Source organism: Tardiphaga sp. P9-11 (genome assembly GCF_008329525.1).
Lineage (GTDB): Bacteria > Pseudomonadota > Alphaproteobacteria > Rhizobiales > Xanthobacteraceae > Tardiphaga.
In genome coordinates, this window is the sequence record NZ_NPKQ01000001.1 from 804,232 (window position 1) to 823,198 (window position 18,967).

The 18,967-nt window shown below is 56.1% G+C and carries 7 protein-coding genes; all 7 read left to right on the forward strand.

Annotation, left to right across the window (positions count from 1 at the left end):
* The first annotated feature begins 712 nt into the window (after nt 1-712).
* The 7 genes from CIW50_RS03775 (at nt 713) to CIW50_RS03805 (ending at nt 18,936) form a co-directional block, all read left to right on the forward strand.
* Entirely contained in the window at nt 713-3,973 is a 3,261-nt protein-coding gene (locus tag CIW50_RS03775; RefSeq protein WP_149529896.1) for a helicase-related protein, read from the forward strand.
* A gap of 8 nt (nt 3,974-3,981) precedes the next feature.
* The gene (locus CIW50_RS03780) at nt 3,982-4,689 is read left to right on the forward strand and encodes a DUF4391 domain-containing protein (RefSeq protein WP_149529897.1); all 708 of its coding nucleotides are present in this window, start codon (nt 3,982-3,984) and stop codon (nt 4,687-4,689) included.
* Between the two features lie 12 nt (nt 4,690-4,701).
* Nucleotides 4,702-6,627 (forward strand): site-specific DNA-methyltransferase, encoded by a 1,926-nt coding sequence (locus CIW50_RS03785; protein WP_149529898.1) that lies wholly within the window; start codon nt 4,702-4,704, stop codon nt 6,625-6,627.
* 10 nt (nt 6,628-6,637) lie between these two features.
* Nucleotides 6,638-9,679, forward strand: coding sequence for a type III restriction-modification system endonuclease (locus tag CIW50_RS03790; RefSeq protein ID WP_149529899.1), 3,042 nt, complete (start codon nt 6,638-6,640; stop codon nt 9,677-9,679).
* Nucleotides 9,680-10,316: 637 nt separating this feature from the next.
* Nucleotides 10,317-12,881, forward strand: a complete 2,565-nt coding sequence (locus CIW50_RS03795) for a PD-(D/E)XK nuclease family protein (RefSeq protein ID WP_246664126.1) — start codon at nt 10,317-10,319, stop codon at nt 12,879-12,881.
* Nucleotides 12,878-16,210, forward strand: coding sequence for a UvrD-helicase domain-containing protein (locus CIW50_RS03800; protein ID WP_149529901.1), 3,333 nt, complete (start codon nt 12,878-12,880; stop codon nt 16,208-16,210). The genes CIW50_RS03795 and CIW50_RS03800 overlap by 4 nt, the downstream gene beginning before the upstream one ends.
* Before the next feature lie 266 nt (nt 16,211-16,476).
* Nucleotides 16,477-18,936: a UvrD-helicase domain-containing protein gene (locus tag CIW50_RS03805; RefSeq protein WP_172980205.1), complete on the forward strand. Its 2,460-nt coding sequence runs from the start codon at nt 16,477-16,479 to the stop codon at nt 18,934-18,936.
* Nucleotides 18,937-18,967 lie beyond the last annotated feature (31 nt).

Sequence of the window (18,967 nt, forward strand, 5' to 3'; positions counted from 1 at the left end):
TAACCCCCCGCAGAATCTTGTGAAGAGCGCCGTCACAGTTGCATGTTGAACCATCGCGTCGTTTCGCGGTAACGCGGCAAATCCGATCAAGATTGACGCATAGGAGCGGAGCGCCTTACTGCCTCGGTGAGGACTTGCCTTCCAATGTTGATGCGAGTTTATGCTCGGCCAGGTCGCGACAGGTGAATACCGTAAAATCGTTTTGCCAACCGCAATGCGCACGTGGTCGAGCTGTGAGGTCAGTGAATTAAAGAGTATCGACCTATTGGTCGAACTGACGAACTAGATCAAAAAAGGCGGGACGTTGCTTGGTTGCCGCCTTGTGATTATCGCTGGAGCGATGTCAATCGCGTCGATTCGAATCGATGCCTCAGGGATAATCAATGGCATGGCCAGAAAATGCTGGTGGCGCGCCAGGCAAAACCGTTGCAACTTTAAGTGCGTTTGGGCATATCTTCCGATGTTGTCAGGAAAAGCATGCATTTTCTAAAGCATACGGACAATCAGAGCGCTGCGACGATCTCGGTTCCGAGGCATTCGCCGTTCGGTCGAGCTTTTGCTTACCCGAACCATATTTTGTGTTTTGCAGCACCGGTAACCAATGAGCTTGCGGGCTTCGTTGCCGGTGGCGAAGTAGATCGTAACCGACCGATGCACGGTGCCAAACTGCCGCAGCACAAGTCGGTCGCTTATTTAAGTGGACGGGGCTCGGATGAAAGTTATCGACAACACGTCGCAATTGTTCGGCGACGATCTGAAAAACACGCTTGTTCGGGGCTCTCGATTGAAGGTCGCGGCATCCTGCTTCTCGATCTATGCGTTTGAGGTTCTGAAATCAGAACTTTCCAAAGTGGAAAGTATGCAGTTCATTTTTACCTCGCCGACGTTCATTCCGACGGAAGTGACCGACCGTCTTCGGAAGGAACGGCGCGAATTTTTCATTCCGAAATCGCGAGGAGAGAGCAAACTTTACGGGACGGAGTTCGAGGTACAGTTACGCAACAAGCTGACACAGCGGGCGGTCGCCCGGGAGTGCGCGGACTGGATTCGCAAGAAGGCTCGCTTCAAGTCAAATTCGACAAATTCTCCAATGCAGCAATTCATGCATGTCGCGGCTGAAGGCCGAGGAGCCGCATATTTGCCGATCAGTGGCTTCACTGCGGTTGACCTCGGCTATCAAAAGGGTAGCGCGGTATCGAACTTTGTTACGCGTGTCGACGAACCCAGTCACACCGATATCTATCTTCAGCTTTTTAATCAGATATGGAATGACGCTGAAAAGGTGCAGGACGTCACTGCGTCGATCTGTGACCATATCGAGTCTGTCTATCAGGAGAACTCGCCGGAGCGCCTGTACTTCCAGATCTTGTACAACGTCTTCCAGGACTTTCTGGAAGACCTCGATCAAGATGCATTGCCGAATGATCTAACAGGGTACAAGGACAGCCAGGTCTGGAATAAATTGTTCAATTACCAGCGTGATGCAGTAACTGGCATCATCAATAAGCTGGAAACGCATAATGGCTGCATCCTGGCTGACAGTGTTGGGCTTGGTAAAACCTTCACTGCATTAGCTGTCGTAAAATACTATGAGCTTCGAAATCGGACTGTGCTGGTGCTTTGCCCCAAGAAGCTGGCGGACAATTGGCGCAACTACAACACCAACCTCAAGACCAACATCTTCGCGAAGGATCGGCTAAATTATGACGTCCTTTGCCATACCGACCTGTCACGCACATCGGGTGAATCCTTTGGCATTCCGCTGAACCGGGTCAACTGGGGCAATTATGATCTCGTTGTCATCGACGAGTCCCATAATTTCCGGAACAACGATATCTATAAGGATCGGGAGACCCGCTATCAAAAGTTGATGAACAAAGTCATTCGTGAAGGGGTGAAGACCAAGGTTCTCATGCTGTCGGCAACGCCGGTCAACAATCGCTTCAACGATCTACGCAATCAGCTGGCCCTTGCCTACGAGGGGGAGTCGGACACCCTCAGCCAGAATTTGAAGGCAAAGACTGGTGTTGAGGAGATTTTCCGGCGCGCCCAAAAGGCGTTCAACGCTTGGACCGACCTGCCGTCTGAAGAACGCACGGCATCGGCGATCCTCAAAGCACTCGATTTCGACTTCTTCGAACTGCTCGATGCGGTGACGATCGCCAGGTCACGCAAGCACATCGAGACCTTTTACGATACCAAGGACATCGGAAAGTTCCCGCAGCGCCGCAAGCCGCTGTCATATCAATGCCCGATTACCCACCGTGCCGACGTGCTCGGGCTCAACGATATTTTCGGTCGCCTCTCGATGCTAAAGCTCGCCGTATACGCTCCCATCGGTTACATCTTGCCGAGCCGCCTGCGGAAATATGAAGAGATTTACGACACCCAGGTGGAGGGTGGGCGAGGCAAGCTGCGCCAGGTCGATCGCGAGCGGAGCCTGCAGGCGCTTATGACCACGAACCTTCTGAAGCGACTGGAGAGTTCGGTCGAAGCATTTCGGCTCACCCTGCAAGCGCTTAGCGGCAATATTACCCGGACGTTGAAGGCCATCATCGAATTTGAGCGATCCGGTGGAACTCAGACCGTCAGCGACTATCTGACGGATGTTTCCTCGGACGAGGAGGATGATGATCTGGGCAGTGTTGATGAGTTCACCGTCGGCAAGAAGGTGCAGATAAGCTTGTCGGACATGGACGTTCCGTCCTGGAAGCACGATCTGGAAGCGGATCTGTTTCTGATCCGCGAGCTGACTGCCTCAATGGAATTGGTTGGCCCTAAGGACGATGCGAAACTGCAGCATCTGAAGAGCATCATTTCCGACAAACTGGCCGAGCCGCTTAATCCGGGAAACCGGAAGGTCATCATATTTACGGCCTTCGCCGACACAGCCAACTACCTCTATGCTAATCTTGCGCAGGCCTTTCTGCATTCGAACGGCATTCATACCGGGAAGGTGACGGGCTCGGAGTCGCCAAAGACGACGTTGAAGAAGAGCTATGATTTTCAGTCGGTTCTCACGCTCTTCTCTCCAAGGTCCAAGGAGAAGCACCTGATCCTGCCGGAGGAGCCTGCAGAGCTCGATATCCTAATTGGCACCGATTGTATTTCGGAAGGCCAAAATCTTCAGGACTGCGACTATCTCGTCAACTACGACATTCACTGGAATCCAGTGCGCATTATCCAGCGCTTCGGACGTATCGACCGCATTGGTTCATTGAACGGCCAGATTCAGCTTGTCAACTATTGGCCAGACATCTCGCTCGATGAATATATTAATCTCAAAGAGCGCGTCGAAAATCGGATGATGATCGCGGACGTCACGGCGACTGGCGATGATAACGTGCTCACGGCCAAGAGCAGCGATATTGCTTATCGCAAGGAGCAGCTTCAACGCCTCAAGGAGGAGGTGATTGAGCTGGAGGATGTGCGGACGGGTATTTCGATCACGGATCTCGGTCTCAACGATTTTCGGATGGATTTATTGAACTACATTAAAACCAATGGTGAGCTGGATAAACTGCCGAGCGGCATGCATGCCGTGGTTCCAGCGAACCCGTCCGTGGGTCTGGTGTCCGGCGTGGTTTTCGCACTTAAAAACATTCACGACAGTGTGAACATTAATCAGCAGAACCGCCTACATCCCTATTATCTCGTTTATGTCGGCAACGATGGCCAGATCGTGGTTGACCACACCGAGGTCAAACGGTTGCTTGACCTAATCCGTTCAAGCTGCAAGGGGCGCCCCAATCCCGTTCAGGAAGTGTGTCGTCTGTTCAACGAGAGGACGCAGGACGGTCGCAAGATGGAGCAATGCTCCAACCTGCTGAGTGCGGCGATCCGGTCGATGATTGACGTAAAAGAAGAGAAGGACCTCGACAGTCTGTTCAGTGGCGGTCGGACGTCGGCCTTGGTTCACACCATCGCCGGCCTCGATGATTTTGAGCTAATCGCATTCCTTGTGATCGAGTGAGCGACGGGATGGCAGCTTTCTTCGACTACCCCAAGGGCGCCGCCTTCGGTCGTGTTGTCCCGAAGAGCAAGATTTATGAACACGCGGGTGCGAGCGCCGCGCTGAAAGACCTTTTCATTACCCAAGTCGATCAGATCGTCTGGAAGTACAAGCTGGCGCCAGAGACGATCAATCTCGCGGCGACGCGCTCCGTTTCAGAGATTCAGATTTTCAGCGTTAGCCTGCGTAGGGCGGATCTGGACCTCGACATGCTGCGCGCCATCGACCGCGCCATTCCGTTCCCCCTCATTTTCGAGCTGAGCTGGTCGGGAAAACAGAAGGTGATTGCAGCATTCAAGCGGCCGAACGAGGCGGACTCCTCCAAATGGGTGGTGAGCGAATATTTCGAGAGCGAGTGGGTCGACGAGGGGGCGCCTCGCCAATCGCTCCCCGTATCCCTCAATCTCGGTGCGCTCTACGAGCAATTGCTCGCCGCCTTGATGCCGGAACGGGCGGCTCCAGATGAGGACATCCAGGCGCGGGTTGCACGCATGGAAGCCGTCCGCGGCAAGATCCGCGAAATCGAGCGCATAAAAGTGCGATTGGACCGGGAAAAGCAGTTCAACAAGCGTGTGGCTATAAATTCCGAGCTACGCGCGGCCAAGCAGCAGTTGGTCGAACTTCAGCAAACTCGGCTCGCCGAGGCGGACAGTCGCCAGTCTACCGCCAGCGAGTAAAAGGAAGAGATGATGGATAAGCTCAAAATGCACACCCCGGATCTGACGCAGGACAACATCGCCAAGGTTCGAGACCTATTTCCGGGTTGTGTGACCGAGGCCATGAATGAGACTGGAAAAGTTCGGCTTGCGGTAGACTTCGATCAACTCCGGCAGGAACTGAGCGACCATGTCGTTGAGGCAGAGGCTGAACGTTTCCGGCTCAACTGGCCTGGAAAGCGCGAGGCGCTATTGATCGCCAATAACTCGATAAACAAGACTGTTCGGCCAGTGCGTGACGGAAGTGTAAATTTCGAAAACACTCGAAATCTTTTCATCGAAGGTGACAATCTAGAGGTACTAAAGATACTTCAGGAAACCTACCTGGCCCAAGTAAAAATGATTTATATTGACCCACCGTACAACACCGGCAGTGATTTTATTTACAAGGATAATTTTTCAGAGAATTCGAGCGACTTTCAGGCTCGCTCGGGTCAGCGCGATGACGAAGGGCTGCGCCTCGTCGCGAACACCGAGTCGAATGGGCGTTTTCATTCGAATTGGCTGTCAATGATGTACCCGCGCCTCCGTCTGGCGCGCAATCTGCTTCGTGACGATGGCGTCATATTTATTTCTATTGACGACAGTGAAGTTCACAATCTCCGCAAGGTCTGCGACGAAATATACGGCGAAGATAATTTCATTGCCGAGATGATATGGGAAAGCGCCGGGAAAAATGATGCACGCCAAATCGGCGTAAATCACGAATATATACTTGTTTACGCAAAGAACCGATATGTAACTAAACGCGAATGGACAATCGCAAAGGTCGGCGTTGAACCGATCATGCGGGAAGTCGCGCGATTAAACAAAGATTTCGGCGACAACTATGATGCGGCGTCAGACGCCATGGCCAATTGGTACAAGGCAAATAAATCTACGCCATCATACGCCCACCGGCGGTACCGTTACATCGATAAGAATGGTCTATACAAAGAAGAAAACCCAACTGCTCCTGGCGGGCGAAAAATTGACCTCAAGAACCCGGATACCGGGGAGACGATCAAACTGACCAAAGGACGTGGCTGGGGCTTCGATCAGACCCAGTTCGACGAACTTGTTCGACAGGGTCGGATTAGCTTCATCTCGTCAGACAGCATCATGCTTCGCCTTTATCTTCACGAAACCGACACTGCCACCCCGCAAAGCGTTTTCTATCAGCCAACGCGATCAGCGTCAGAGCGTCTAAGCAAACTTCTAGGCTCGTCGAACTTTGACTTCCCCAAGGATGAAACGACCATTCAAACTCTGGTCGAAATGGCGTCTGAAGGGGACGACGTTATTATGGATTTTTTCGCAGGCTCAGCAACCACAGCTCATGCTGTATTTGCTCAGAACGCGGCAGATGGGGGAAATCGCCGCTTTATTCTGATCCAAATTCCGGAACCAATCAAGGACGGTGAGTTCGCCACGATTGCCGAGTTGAGCAAAGAACGCATCCGTCGCGCTGGCGACAAGATCAAACGCGATAATGCGGATCGTCCAAATTTGGATGTAGGTTTCCGGATGTTGAAGATCGACGCCTCGAATATGAAGGATGTCTACTACCGTCCTGACGAGGTCAAGCAGGGCGACTTGCTTGCGGCAGTTGACAACATCAAAGCTGATCGAACCGCCGAAGATCTTCTTTTTCAAGTTCTGGTCGATTGGGGCGTTGACCTGACGCTGCCCATCCGTCGCGAGACGGCGTTGGGCAAGGCGGTGTTCTTCGTGGATAACAACGCCCTCGTCGCATGCTTTGAAACCGGCGTCACTGAGGATCTTGTCAAGGTGCTGGCCGGTCATCAACCTTTGCGCGTCGTCTTCCGCGACAATGGCTTTATCTCCGACGCGGTGAAGGTCAATGTTGAACAGATTTTTACGCAGCTGTCGCCCAGCACCGATGTGAAGTCGATTTGAGAGGCTGAACATGAAGCTGAAATTCAAAGTCCAGTCTTACCAGACGAGTGCGGTGGAATCTGTCGTCGATTGCTTCGCCGGCCAGCCATTGGTGAGCGGCACAAGCTATCGGATCGATCCCGGCCGGAAAGCGCAAGCCAGCGCCCTTGAGGAAGGGTTCAAGAACGCTGACCTCCAATTGGCTGACGGTCAGGTGCTGGCCACCGTCCGCGATGTGCAAAAGCGCCAGAACCTGCCGCTGTCTGACAAGCTGGTTGTCAGCGCGGGCTGCAAATTCAATCTCGATGTCGAAATGGAGACCGGTACGGGCAAGACTTATTGCTATATCAAGACCATCTTCGAGATGAACAAGCGCTATGGCTGGTCCAAGTTCATCATCATGGTGCCGTCCATCGCCATCCGCGAAGGCGTCTATAAGTCGCTTCAGATCACGGCCGACCATTTCACTGAAAGCTACGGCAAGAAGGCCCGATTTTTCATCTACAATTCCAAGCGGCTCCACGAGCTGGAAAGCTTTTCGTCCGACGCCGGCATCAATGTTATGGTCATCAACATCCAGGCGTTTGCCGCGAAGGGCGCGGACAATCGACGGATTTACGATGAGCTGGATGACTTCCAGTCACGCCGTCCGATCGATGTCATCGCGTCGAACCGCCCCATCTTGATCCTCGACGAGCCTCAAAAGATGGAAGGCAGGGCGACGATTGAGGCCTTGCCGAAATTCAAGCCGCTGGCGATCCTGCGCTATTCGGCGACCCATAAGACGCAGCACAATCGCATCCATCGGCTCGACGCCCTTGATGCCTATAACCAGAAATTGGTGAAGAAGATTGCGGTGCGCGGCATTCAAACCCGCGGCCTCGCAGGGACGAATGCCTACCTCTATCTTGAAGCAATAGAGATTTCCAAAAAAGCGCCCGTCGCCCGGCTCGAGCTCGAGGTGCGGTTGAAGTCTGGCGAAATCAAGCGCCAGCTCAAACGGCTGGAGTTCCGGGACGACCTTTTCACAGAATCCGGGGAGTTGGATCAATACCGGGACGGGTTCACTATCTCCCAGATCGACTACAACAACGACACCGTCGAGTTCACCAATGGCATTGTGCTGAAAGCTGGTGAGGCGACGGGCGACGTATCTGAGCGTGACATTCGACGGATCCAGATCCGTGAAACGATCAAGGCACATTTCGATAAGGAAAAGCAGCTTTTCGCGCAGGGCATCAAGGTGCTCTCGCTGTTCTTCATCGATGAGGTGGTGAAGTACCGGGACTACAGCCAGGCCGATGAAAAGGGTGAGTACGCCCGCGTCTTCGAAGAGGAATATGGACTGCTCAAGGCGGAATATCTGGATGAACTTGCGCTGGATAATGAGAAGTATCGCGCCTTCCTTGAACGCGACCCGATCTCCAAGGTCCATGAGGGCTATTTCGCGATCGACAAGCAGAAGCGTCTGGTCGATCCCGACATCAAGAAAACTGGCGAGGACAAGGGGCTCTCTGACGATACGGACGCCTATGATCTGATTCTGAAGAACAAGGAGCGCCTGCTGTCGCAAGACGAACCAGTGCGTTTCATCTTTTCGCACTCGGCGCTCCGCGAGGGTTGGGATAATCCAAATGTCTTCGTCATGTGCATGCTCAAGCACAGCGACAATATGATTTCGCGTCGCCAGGAGGTGGGCCGCGGCCTGCGGTTGTCGGTCAATCAGAACGGCGATCGCATGGATCAACTGGCTATCGTTCACGACATCAATGTGCTGACCGTCGTCGCCAGCGAGAGCTACAAGGACTTCGTCGCCGGCCTGCAAAAGGAGATCGCTGAGACGCTTTCCTCTAGGCCACGAAAGGCGACGGAGGCCTTTTTCACGGGCAAGACGTTTGCCACCGCCACTGGCCCCGTCGAAGTCAGTCCGGCTCTCGCCAAGCAAATCTATCGGTATCTCGTGAAGAACGATTATACCGATGACTCCGATCAGATCGCCAGCGCGTACCATGAAGCCCAGGCGACAGGAACGCTCGCTACGTTGCCTGACGAACTGAAGCCATACGCCGACCACGTATTCCAGCTGATCGAAAGCGTGTTCAGTGACGCTCAGTTGCCGAAGATTGACGACGGCCGCAAGCCAAAGACCAATCCGCTAAACGCCAATTTCGACAAGAAGGAATTCCAGGCGCTGTGGTCGCGGATCAACCAGAGGGCGGTCTACCGGGTCGAGTTCGATTCCGACGAACTTGTCCGCAAGTGTGTGGGCGCGTTGGACAGCCAACTGAGGGTGACGCCGCTGCAATATACGGTTCAGACGGGCATCCAGGCTGACGAAGTTGCCGATGAGCAGCTAAGGTCTGGCGACGGGTTTCAAGTCACCAACACCGCGACCGAGCGGGGCGGCTCCGTCTATTCGCTTGTGAAATACGACTTGATCGGAAAAATTGGCGAACTTGTGCAGCTTACGCGCACGACAGTAGCGGAAATCCTGACAGGAATTGCACCGGCCGTGTTCGGTCAGTTCAAGGAAAATCCCGAGCATTTCATCTCGGAGGCGTCCCGGATCATCGCCGAGCAGAAGGCGACAATGGTGATCGAGCGCCTTGCCTACAACGGCCTGACCGAGCGGTATGACGTTGATATCTTCACCGCCAATCAGACCGGGCAAGATTTCTCGAAGGCAAGCGCCAAGCTCAAGAATCACATTTATGATTATGTGGTAACTGATTCCGATGTCGAAAGGCGCTTTGTCGCTGATCTCGACACCAGCAATGAAGTGGTGGTCTACGCGAAGCTGCCCCGCGGTTTCCTGATCCCGACGCCGGTTGGTGATTACAACCCCGATTGGGCGATTTCTTTCAAACAAGGAAGCGTCAAACACATCTATTTTGTGGCTGAGACGAAAGGCACGATGTCATCCATGAAATTACGTGAGATCGAGAACATCAAAATCGCATGCGCGCGGAAGTTCTTTGATGAGATTGGTCGCAGGATTTCTGAGGTTCGCGTGAAGTACGATATCGTGACTGACTACGCAAAGCTTATGGATATCGTAGGACGCGCTGCCTGACGCGTGTCGTGATAGCTGGCATGTTTCTGCCGTTGGCTGACACTTTGTTTGGAATGAAATACGAAGAATGATGTCACCCCTTGAAGAATGCCGACCACCCGAAACAGGAAGTTTCGCTTGATGCAGAGCTGACACATGCGCCATCGCTTGTGTATGGGCGTATGCAAATTGACGAGCTTATTATCGGAAACCCCAGGCGTAAGTCTGGTCGCGTCCTACGGTAACGCCGGGGACCGCAGCCATGAGTAGACAATATCGGTTGGGTCGGCCACTGACTGACTTCTTCCATAACAACTGATGTGCGAATCGTGGGCGTTGCTGCTTGCGACGAGATGGTTGGAATATTGGGCGCAGCCGCTGGCGCTATCCGACCGATGCATCTGGCTATCTGGAAACAAGCGAGCGCCGCTCGACGCTGGTAGACGAATTACCTACAACGAAAGGTAGTGATGATTCGCGCCTTCTTTTGTAAAGAGAAGGGGCTTAACCGGGCCAGTGAGCTTGGGGACACGCTGCAAGTCTTTGCTTGTGGCCAGGGGGCGAGACAATGTCTGCGTTGCGGCGAAGCGTAGTCGTGCATACGAACTTGGCAGGCCACATGTTGCGCGTCCAATTCGCTCGACGAAGCGAAAATGGCGTGCAAGTTCTGACCATGGGTCAGTTGGTCGCCCGCCTGGCAGGCGGGGTGCTGCGGCCGGTTGATCCGGATGTCCTGCTCGAGACAGCGCGTGAGGCGCTTCCCGCGGTAAGCATGGGAGAACTCGAGCCCATCAAGGGTCTACCGGGCATGCCGAGCGCGGTCGCCGGCACGCTCGACAAAGTCTGGCGCGCTGATGTTTGGCTCGCCGAGTTTGATCATCCCCGCCTAGCTGCATTGGCTCGCCTGGAGGAGGAGATCGTGGGCCGCTTGCCCGCCTCTATGAGGAGGCCCTCAGAGCTGGTCGACTTGGCGTCGCGGCGCCTTGAGCTCGCAACGACCTTGATCGGTCCTGTGGAGGTTCACGGCCATAGCGAGATGTCGCCGTGCTGGAGGCCATTCCTCACGCTGTTGGCCGAAGTGGTCCCGGTGAAATGGGTGGCGGGAGCGCGTCACGTGCCGACATGGCTGACGGCGACAAAGGTCGTCGTCGAAACGGCGAAGGCCTCGGGGGCCCCCGTTGCTGTGCGGTCTTGCGCGAATCAGCAGCACGAGGTCATCGAGGCGTTCCGGTGGGTGCGCTCCTTGCTGGCCGGAGGGACGCCCGCATCGGACATCGCGATCGTCGCTTCAAGCCCGGGCGACTATGACGATCACGTGTTTGCTCAAGCCTCCGACAGCGCTCTTCCGGTCCATTTCGTGCACGGCGTAAAGGCCGTGACGGTGGCCGACGGACAGGCGGTCGCCGCACTCGGCGAGATACTGCTGAAAGGCATCTCCCAGGAACGTTTGAAGCGATATCTTTCGCTGGCAAAGGGCGCCCCGGCGCTTCACGCGTTGTTACGCGAATGGTCTCGTCTTGTTCCTTCTGATGCGCCGCTGACGACTTTGAAGCGATGGGAGGGCGCGTTCAAACGTGTCGATCCGTCGGATTGGCCAGATGGGCATAACCGTTCCGCGGAAGTGATGGACGTGCTGCGCCTGCTCGCCGGAGGGGCGGACCGCGCCGGGGAAGTCGGAGAGACTTTGCTCGCCGGCACCCAGAAGTCTCTATGGGGAAGGGCACTCTTGGATGGTCCGGCAGCGGCGCTTCCGGTCACATTGGGCAGATTGCGGGTGGACGACGGTGTCGAACCTGCATCGAACGTCCTGTGGACCTCGGCCATCGCGCTCGCGTCGTCGCCCCGGCCGAACGTCTGGCTTCTGGGCCTGAACGCGGGCAGTTGGCCACGCCGCATATCGGAAGATCGGCTCATACCGGATCACGTCCTTTCGATCGAGAGACTGGACCCGCTTCCCGTGGCCGATGGCGACAGGCGCGATTTCACCACGATCGTCGCCAGTGCCACGAATGTGGTGACGTCCTTCAGCAGACGCGACGTGGGAGGCCGGTTGCTGGGGCGGTCACCGTTGATTTCGGCGATAAAAGACCTTCACCTCGATCGTGCACGCACTCCCGAGCATGCTTTTAGCGAGGCGGACCGCCTGCTCGCCCGGACCCAGGAATTCGCGGGCATGCCTATCGCGGTGTCCGGCCTCGGTTGTTGGCGGGATTGGTACCGCGACGATTTAACCCCTCATGACGGACTGATCGCACCGGGACACGAACGGCTGCGCAAGCTGTTCGAACGGCCGATGTCGGCGACTTCCTTGAAGCTGCTTCTGCGCGATCCGTTACGTTTCGTGTGGCGTTACGCGCTCGGCTGGAGGGCTCCGGAAGAAGCCGACGAACCTCTGTCGTTCAGCCCGCTTCACTTTGGCAATCTGGTTCACGCATCGCTCCGCGGCGCGGTCGACCAGTTGGAAGCTGCAGGAGGATTGGCGGGCGCGGGCCGGGCGGAGTTGAGCGCCGCCATCGATTCTGCCCTGGCCGCCGCCGCCTCGGATTGGGAGAGCCAACTGCCAATTCCGCCCGATGTGATCTGGCGGGATGCGATCGACGGAGCGCGCTCGGTCTCGCTGGCGGCGCTTTCCTATTCGTTTCCCCATCTGCCGGGACAGCGGACATGGACGGAGATCCCGTTCGGCAAGCCCGATATCCATGACGACGGCGTGCGGGATCTCCCGTGGAAGCGCGAGGCGCCGGTCGAGATGCCAGGCACCAAGCTCAGGATCGAAGGCCTGATTGATCGCCTCGATCTCTCCGAGGACCAGAAGAACGCGCGCGTGATCGACTACAAGACCGGCAAGTTGAACAAGAAGATGTCGGAGACGACGATCAAAGGCGGCAGTGAATTGCAAAGGTGCCTCTACGCCTTTGCGGTCAAGGTGCTCATCGGCGGCGGCGTAGCCATCGATTCCGCCCTTCTGTTTCCGAAGGCGCCGGAAGGCGAGGGGCTCTATCCCCTGGATGACGTCGATGCGGCCCTGACAAAGGTGGCCGCGGCTGCGGCGCTTGCGCATGACATGTTGATGTCGGGTTTCGCGGCGATCGGCACGGACGCGAAGGATACGTACAACGACCTTGCGTTGGCGCTCCCAGCCAGCGCCGGCTATCTGCCCCGGAAGATGCCGCTCGCGCAGGCGCGCCTCGGACCAGCCGCCAACGTCTGGAGCGAGTCATGACCGTGCTTCCCGATACCGAAGCGAGAAAGACAGCGCTGACCGCCGTGGACCGTACACTGCTGGTCGAGGCAGGAGCAGGCTCCGGCAAGACTTCCGTGATGGCGGGACGCGTCGCGGTGCTGCTGTCGAACGGTGCGGAGCCGAAGCATATCGCGGCCATCACGTTCACGGAGTTCGCGGCCAGCGAGCTCCGGCAACGGATCGAGCGGTTCACCACCCAACTGTCGCTCGGCGAGGTCCCGAAGGACTTGCGTCAAGCATTTCCTGACGGTGTGGATGTAGCACAACGGGAGAATCTCTCGAAGGCGCTAGGCGCGTTCGACCAGTTGATGTGCGGCACGATCCACGGTTTTGCGCAGGCGCTGATCAAACCGTATCCCGCAGAGGCGAATATCGATCCTGGCGCCGACATCGTGGATCCTGCGGAGGCCGAGCTCGCATTTCAGGAGCATTACGACGCCTGGCTCAGGTCGCAGCTTTCCGGCGAACACAACGATGGTCTGGTCGCTCAGATCGTGCTTTCCGATGTAAACAGCGGACTTAAGTTCATTGCGGAGGTCGCTGAATTTCTCCGGGATAACCGCGACGCCACCTGCGCGCAGGTAGCTTGGTCGCACCAGGGGTTGGCCGACCTGACTGCCGCTGTGGGCCAATTCCAAAAGGATCTGGCCAGCTACGGCTTCCTGGAAGAGCAGACCTCGGAAAAATGCAAAGTGCTCGGAGATATTGCAGCGATACTTCAGGGGCACGGGCTCTCAGTGCCGAATCCGAGCAACGCAACGCTTGTCGCGGCGCTTGGCTTTCACCGGCATGAGATATGCTTCATTGAAAGTGGCAATAGAAGGTTGCTCCGCGCATCCGGGAAGTGGGAGCAGGCAGCGGCCAAGGCGGGCAAGCCCAAGGCAGCGGGAAAGCTGGCATCAGAAGCCATGGTGCTCAGATATGATGCCTGCCATGAGGCGATTGCGACCCTGATCGGCGCTGTATCGCGAGAGCTTCTTCTTCGTCTCTGCAACGAGATGGCACGACTGCGAGAAGATTGGCGGGGATACAAAAGGGCTGCCGCGTTACTGGATTTCGACGATCTCCTCTACAAGGCCCGAGACCTTCTCGCCAACAACGCCGAAGTTCGCAATGCGCTTTCCAAACGCTTCAGGCATGTCCTAGTCGACGAGTTTCAAGACACCGATCCGCTTCAGACCGAGATTTTATGGTTCCTCTGTGGCGATGACGGCGCGGGCGAGCCGCTGTCTCGTCCGCTGCGGCCCGGCGCCCTGTTTCTCGTTGGCGATCCAAAGCAAGCTATCTACCGTTTTCGTGGCGCCGACGTGAACGCGTACATCGCGGCCCGGGCGGCGATCGCACCAGATTCGCTGCTGAAGATCACCGCGAATTTCCGTTCGGTCGAACCGATCCTCAAGTTCGTGAACAAGCAGTTCGAACAGGTGTTGTCCGAGAGCGCCGGGCAACCCGGCTTCTCTGAACTGTCGCCGATCCATCCTGCCGGCGCCGATCCCGCGGTCGTGGCGCTCGACGTGACCATCGATGATGAGAAGCCGAGCGCCGGTGCGATCAGAGACTCCGAAGCGATGGCGGTCGCGGACCTCTGTGGCCGGTTGGCGGGAAATCTGATGGTGCGTGATCAGCACACCAACGAGCTTAGGAAGTGCCATTTGGGCGATATTGCTCTCCTGGCACCCGCCAGCACAGATCTATGGCGGTTCGAGGAAGCCCTCGAGGACCTCGGCATCCCGGTGTCGACACAGGCAGGCAAGGGATTCTTCCGGCGCCAGGAAATCCAGGATCTCATCGCACTTACCTGCGCCTTGGCGGATGCGAGGGACAGCCTGGCTCTTGGAGCGTTCTTGCGAGGCCCGATTGTCGGACTGACCGAGACCGAACTTCTCGACATCGTCGAACAGTTGCCGGTCGATCCTAAGCAGCCCGATCGGCTGCCGATGCTTTCGCTCCGGACGGATCCGGACAAGATAGCCAACGCAACCGCGAGCAATGCCATACGCATCCTCGCATTCCTTCGCGGCCAAGGCCGCAAGACGACGCCGTATTCGCTCCTCTCTGACGCTGTTGCCGCTCTGCACATTCGGCCTCAATTGCGTCAGCGATTCAAGGAAGGTACGGAGCGGGCGGTTGCGAACGTCGACTTATTTCTCGAACTAGCCCGGGCATATGACATTCGCGGCCTGCGTGCTTTCGCGAGGGACATGAGGGCGAAATGGGAGGACACCGTTCGCCAGGTCGAAGGTCGTCCAGATGCCGAAGAACAATCCGTCTCGCTGATCACGGTGCATTCCGCAAAGGGGCTGGAATGGTCCGTCGTCATCCCGCTGAACATGACGGGCACCCCGCAGCCGGAGAGCGGCCTGGCTCACGACAGGTCGAGCAATCTGTTCTCCATCCCCGTGCTGGGGAGCGATCCTCCAGACTACGACGGCATAAAGGCAAAGAACGTCATCGAGTCCACGAGGGAGAGAGTTCGGCTCTGGTACGTCGCGACGACGCGTGCACGCGACCTCCTGATCTTGCCGCGGCATTCTGCGAAGCTGTCGGAAAAAAGTTGGGCCCGCATCGTCGACCTCGGAATGGAAGAGTTGCCGGCCTTGGACGCGGCCGCTTTCGGAGCACAGGGAGAAGTGTCGGCGAGATCCGGGGAAAATCTGCAGACCCGCGAAATGTTCGCTGCCGAGGCAGCGAAAATTGTGGCCGACAGGAAGACCGTGACATGGCGCCGCCCAAGTCGCGCAGAGCTAGATCTCCAAGAATCCAACGCTGTTGAAGCTGCAGTGATGACCGAAGCGGTCGAAATTCCGCCGTCAGTGGTCGTCGGGAGCTCAACCCGGGGCGTCATCCTGCATAAGCTCCTCGAGGAAATACTGATGGGAGAGACACAGGAAACATCCGAGGAGATCGAAGTTCGGGCCGAAGAATTGCTGAAGCAAATCGGAACTGAGGTCGCGCAAGGTGCACAGGGGGCTATCTCACCCGCCGAACTATCCGCCACGGTTTTGAGGGCGCTCGCGCTGCCGGAGATAAAGGACCTGCGTCATCGACTAGTCGCAGAATTACCGGTGTTCGGAAGCTCTGTCACCGTTGATGGCGAGACGCTAATCTCAGGCGTTGCCGACGCCGTCGCCCTCGATGAACAAGGCGCCATTGACGTGGTCATTGACTGGAAGAGCGACGTTACGCCCGATACTGCAACACTCGATCATTACCGTCAGCAGATGCGCGACTATTGCAAGCTATTGCATGCCAGGAGAGCGCTTGTGGTGTTGATAACGACCGGACAAGTAATTGAAGTGGCCGTTTGAATGTGAGGGTGCTGTTGGACCTGCCGGTGCTCCATATTTTTATACCTGAAATACTTTTTGCCCGGCGCTTAGCTCGTCCTAGCGAAGTTCGACGAAAAAGTTCTCTGAATTTACTAAGGCATGCACGCCAAAACCAAAAATGCCCCAAACTTACATTTTAACTCCAAGGTATTCGTTCGATGGCGATAGAGTATTTCAAAACGAAGGATTTCGATCGGTCCCTAAACGGAGCAATTCAGGGAGGCGGGCGGGGCCAAAAGACTGCAATGAAGGTTCGTGCGATCGTCGGCGGCGTGGAGGATCCGGATCCATTCAGGGGATTCCCCGTAACCAAGCACGGTGAAAACCGAATGCCTCATTGTGTGAAGTACGAACTTGGTGACGGCTGGCGCCTCGTGACTCAGCAAACCGAAAAGACTTGCTTTTTCCTCTTTGTCGGAAATCACGACGATGTCGATCATTGGCTGGATGGGCACCAAGGCCAGCGGTTCGGGATCAGGGATGGCCGGACCATTCTCGTTCCGGGTATCGGCAATCAGATAGGGCACGTAGGACATTACCATGCGGACCATCACGATAAACCTTTGGCCGATTGGCTCGACATTGAAGCCATGGATCATGTTCTGGACCTGCCACGAAGCATAGCCAAGAGGCTGGAGACTTTCGATGGCAGGTCCACAGCTGAAGAATTGGAAAGCATTCTCCGTGAAATCGAGGATGCTAGAAAAGCTGAACTTGTTAGGGCAGTCTTCAATCTCCTGAGCGTCGGAGATCACGCCGGGGCGCAAGCGCACGTCGACGTCAGTCTTGGCCGGATTAAAGAAGTCGAGAATTGGGACGAGACGGATACGATCGAGGTGATTGACGGGGAAGATGTCCAGCGCATTCGCATAGGATCGCCTGAATATGGCGCTTGGCTGGCCGCCTTCGAAAAACGGACGCCTTGGTATGAGTGGTTTCTCTACCTGCATCCGGAGCAGGACAAGGTCGTAAAAGCGGAATATTCGGGCGTTGCTCAACTCTCTGGCGTATCGGGGTCCGGAAAGACCTGCGTGACGGTTCGTAGAGCACTTCGCCTTGCTGGACGTCCCGATGCGCGCGTCCTTGTACTGACGCTTAACCGGAGTTTAGCCTGTCTGCTCAAGCAACTCGTCGAGGCTGCCTGCACCGATCCTGCCGTCTTGGGCCGTATCCAGGTCACCTCGTTCTTCGAACTTGCACAACAGTTGCTCCATCGCTTTGAGCCGGAGAACGACAGGATCTTTGCAGACGTCACCTGGAAGCTGAGTGAGCACGTCGATGAAGTATTTAGGGAATATTACCGATGCTGGACGAATAACACGGACGGTAAGGTCCTCCTTCCGTTGCATCGATCCATCACCGCGCGGCGTGTTGCTGGCGAGGCATACGTCCGAGAGGAATTCGACTGGATAAGAAGCGCAGTCGAGCCGAGCGCGCGCACCGACTATCTCACAAAAGAACGCAAGGGAAGGAAGTTTCCGATCGTCGATGAACGGAGACAGGACCTCTTGCGAGGGCTTGAAGGTTGGGAAAAAAAGATGCGAGACGTTGGGGTCATCGACTATCTCGGACTGACTTCGGCTTTGGCCAACCATCTCGACCGGCTTGAGCCGCTGTTTACAAATGTCCTAGTCGACGAAGCGCAAGATTTTGGAACAACGGAATTGCGCGTGGTCCGCAAGCTGGTGCCAAGCGGCCTAAACGACATTTTCTTGTGTGGAGACATTGCGCAGACGATCCTTCCGAAACACCGCTCGCTTGCAGAGGCCGGAATCACGGGGGTCGCTCGGGAGCGTATTCGACAAAACTACAGGAACAGCAGGGAAATCCTTCACGCAGCCTATGATGTCCTCAAAAACAATCTGTACGAGGAGATCCTTGGTGATGAAGATCTAGAAATTCTAGACCCGAAGTTTGCTAACTTTAGCGGGCCGGTTCCGATGGCGTTGGCCGCTGCGACGCTTGAGGAGGAGGTTGCCTACGCAAGAACATACGCCGCGACGAGGCTGAGACAGGGCGCAAAATCGGTATGCATCGCTTTCGCCGGCTTCTCCGCTCGTGACGTTAGAGGGTTTGCGAAAAAGTGCGGTGTCACAGCGCTTGATGGGACTTATGATCCTGGAATCGACCCACTAGTGTTTTGCGATCTAGAGCAGACGAAGGGATACGAGTTCGATACGCTGATCATTCTACAGTGCTCGGATGGAATCCTCCCTCCGCACGACGCACCGAAGGAGGAGGAATTCCGCGCATCCTGCAAGCTCTACGTGGCCATGACCCGCGCGAAACGAGAACTTATTCTGTCGTTTCACGGCTCTCTCAGCCCGTGGATAAGGGCAGTGACCTCAACGATCGGAACGGACCTTTGGAGCGAGGTCGAAAGCATCGACACGACGCTGCTCCTTGGTGTTCCCGAAATCTTGCCTGAATTCGAATCGGCTGAGGAGATCGAGAGCGTCGAGAAGCTGACGGGACTACAGTTCGTTTATACGTCCAATGCGTTGGGTCTGTCGTTGGAGGCCCAGGATAAGCTTATTGATCTTGTGGACGGCAGAGGAATGAGAGCTGCCGGTGGCGGCACAAGGCTGCGATGGGCGAATATGGCCGCGCTACTTGATGATCTTCTCGCGAGCCGAAGAAGCGACCTCCGTTTTGGCCCGAATGTTGTGGAGGAAATAAGGTCACTGCGCTTATCGGATGTTTGAATAAGCGATTCCCGCTCATCCGCTCAAGATA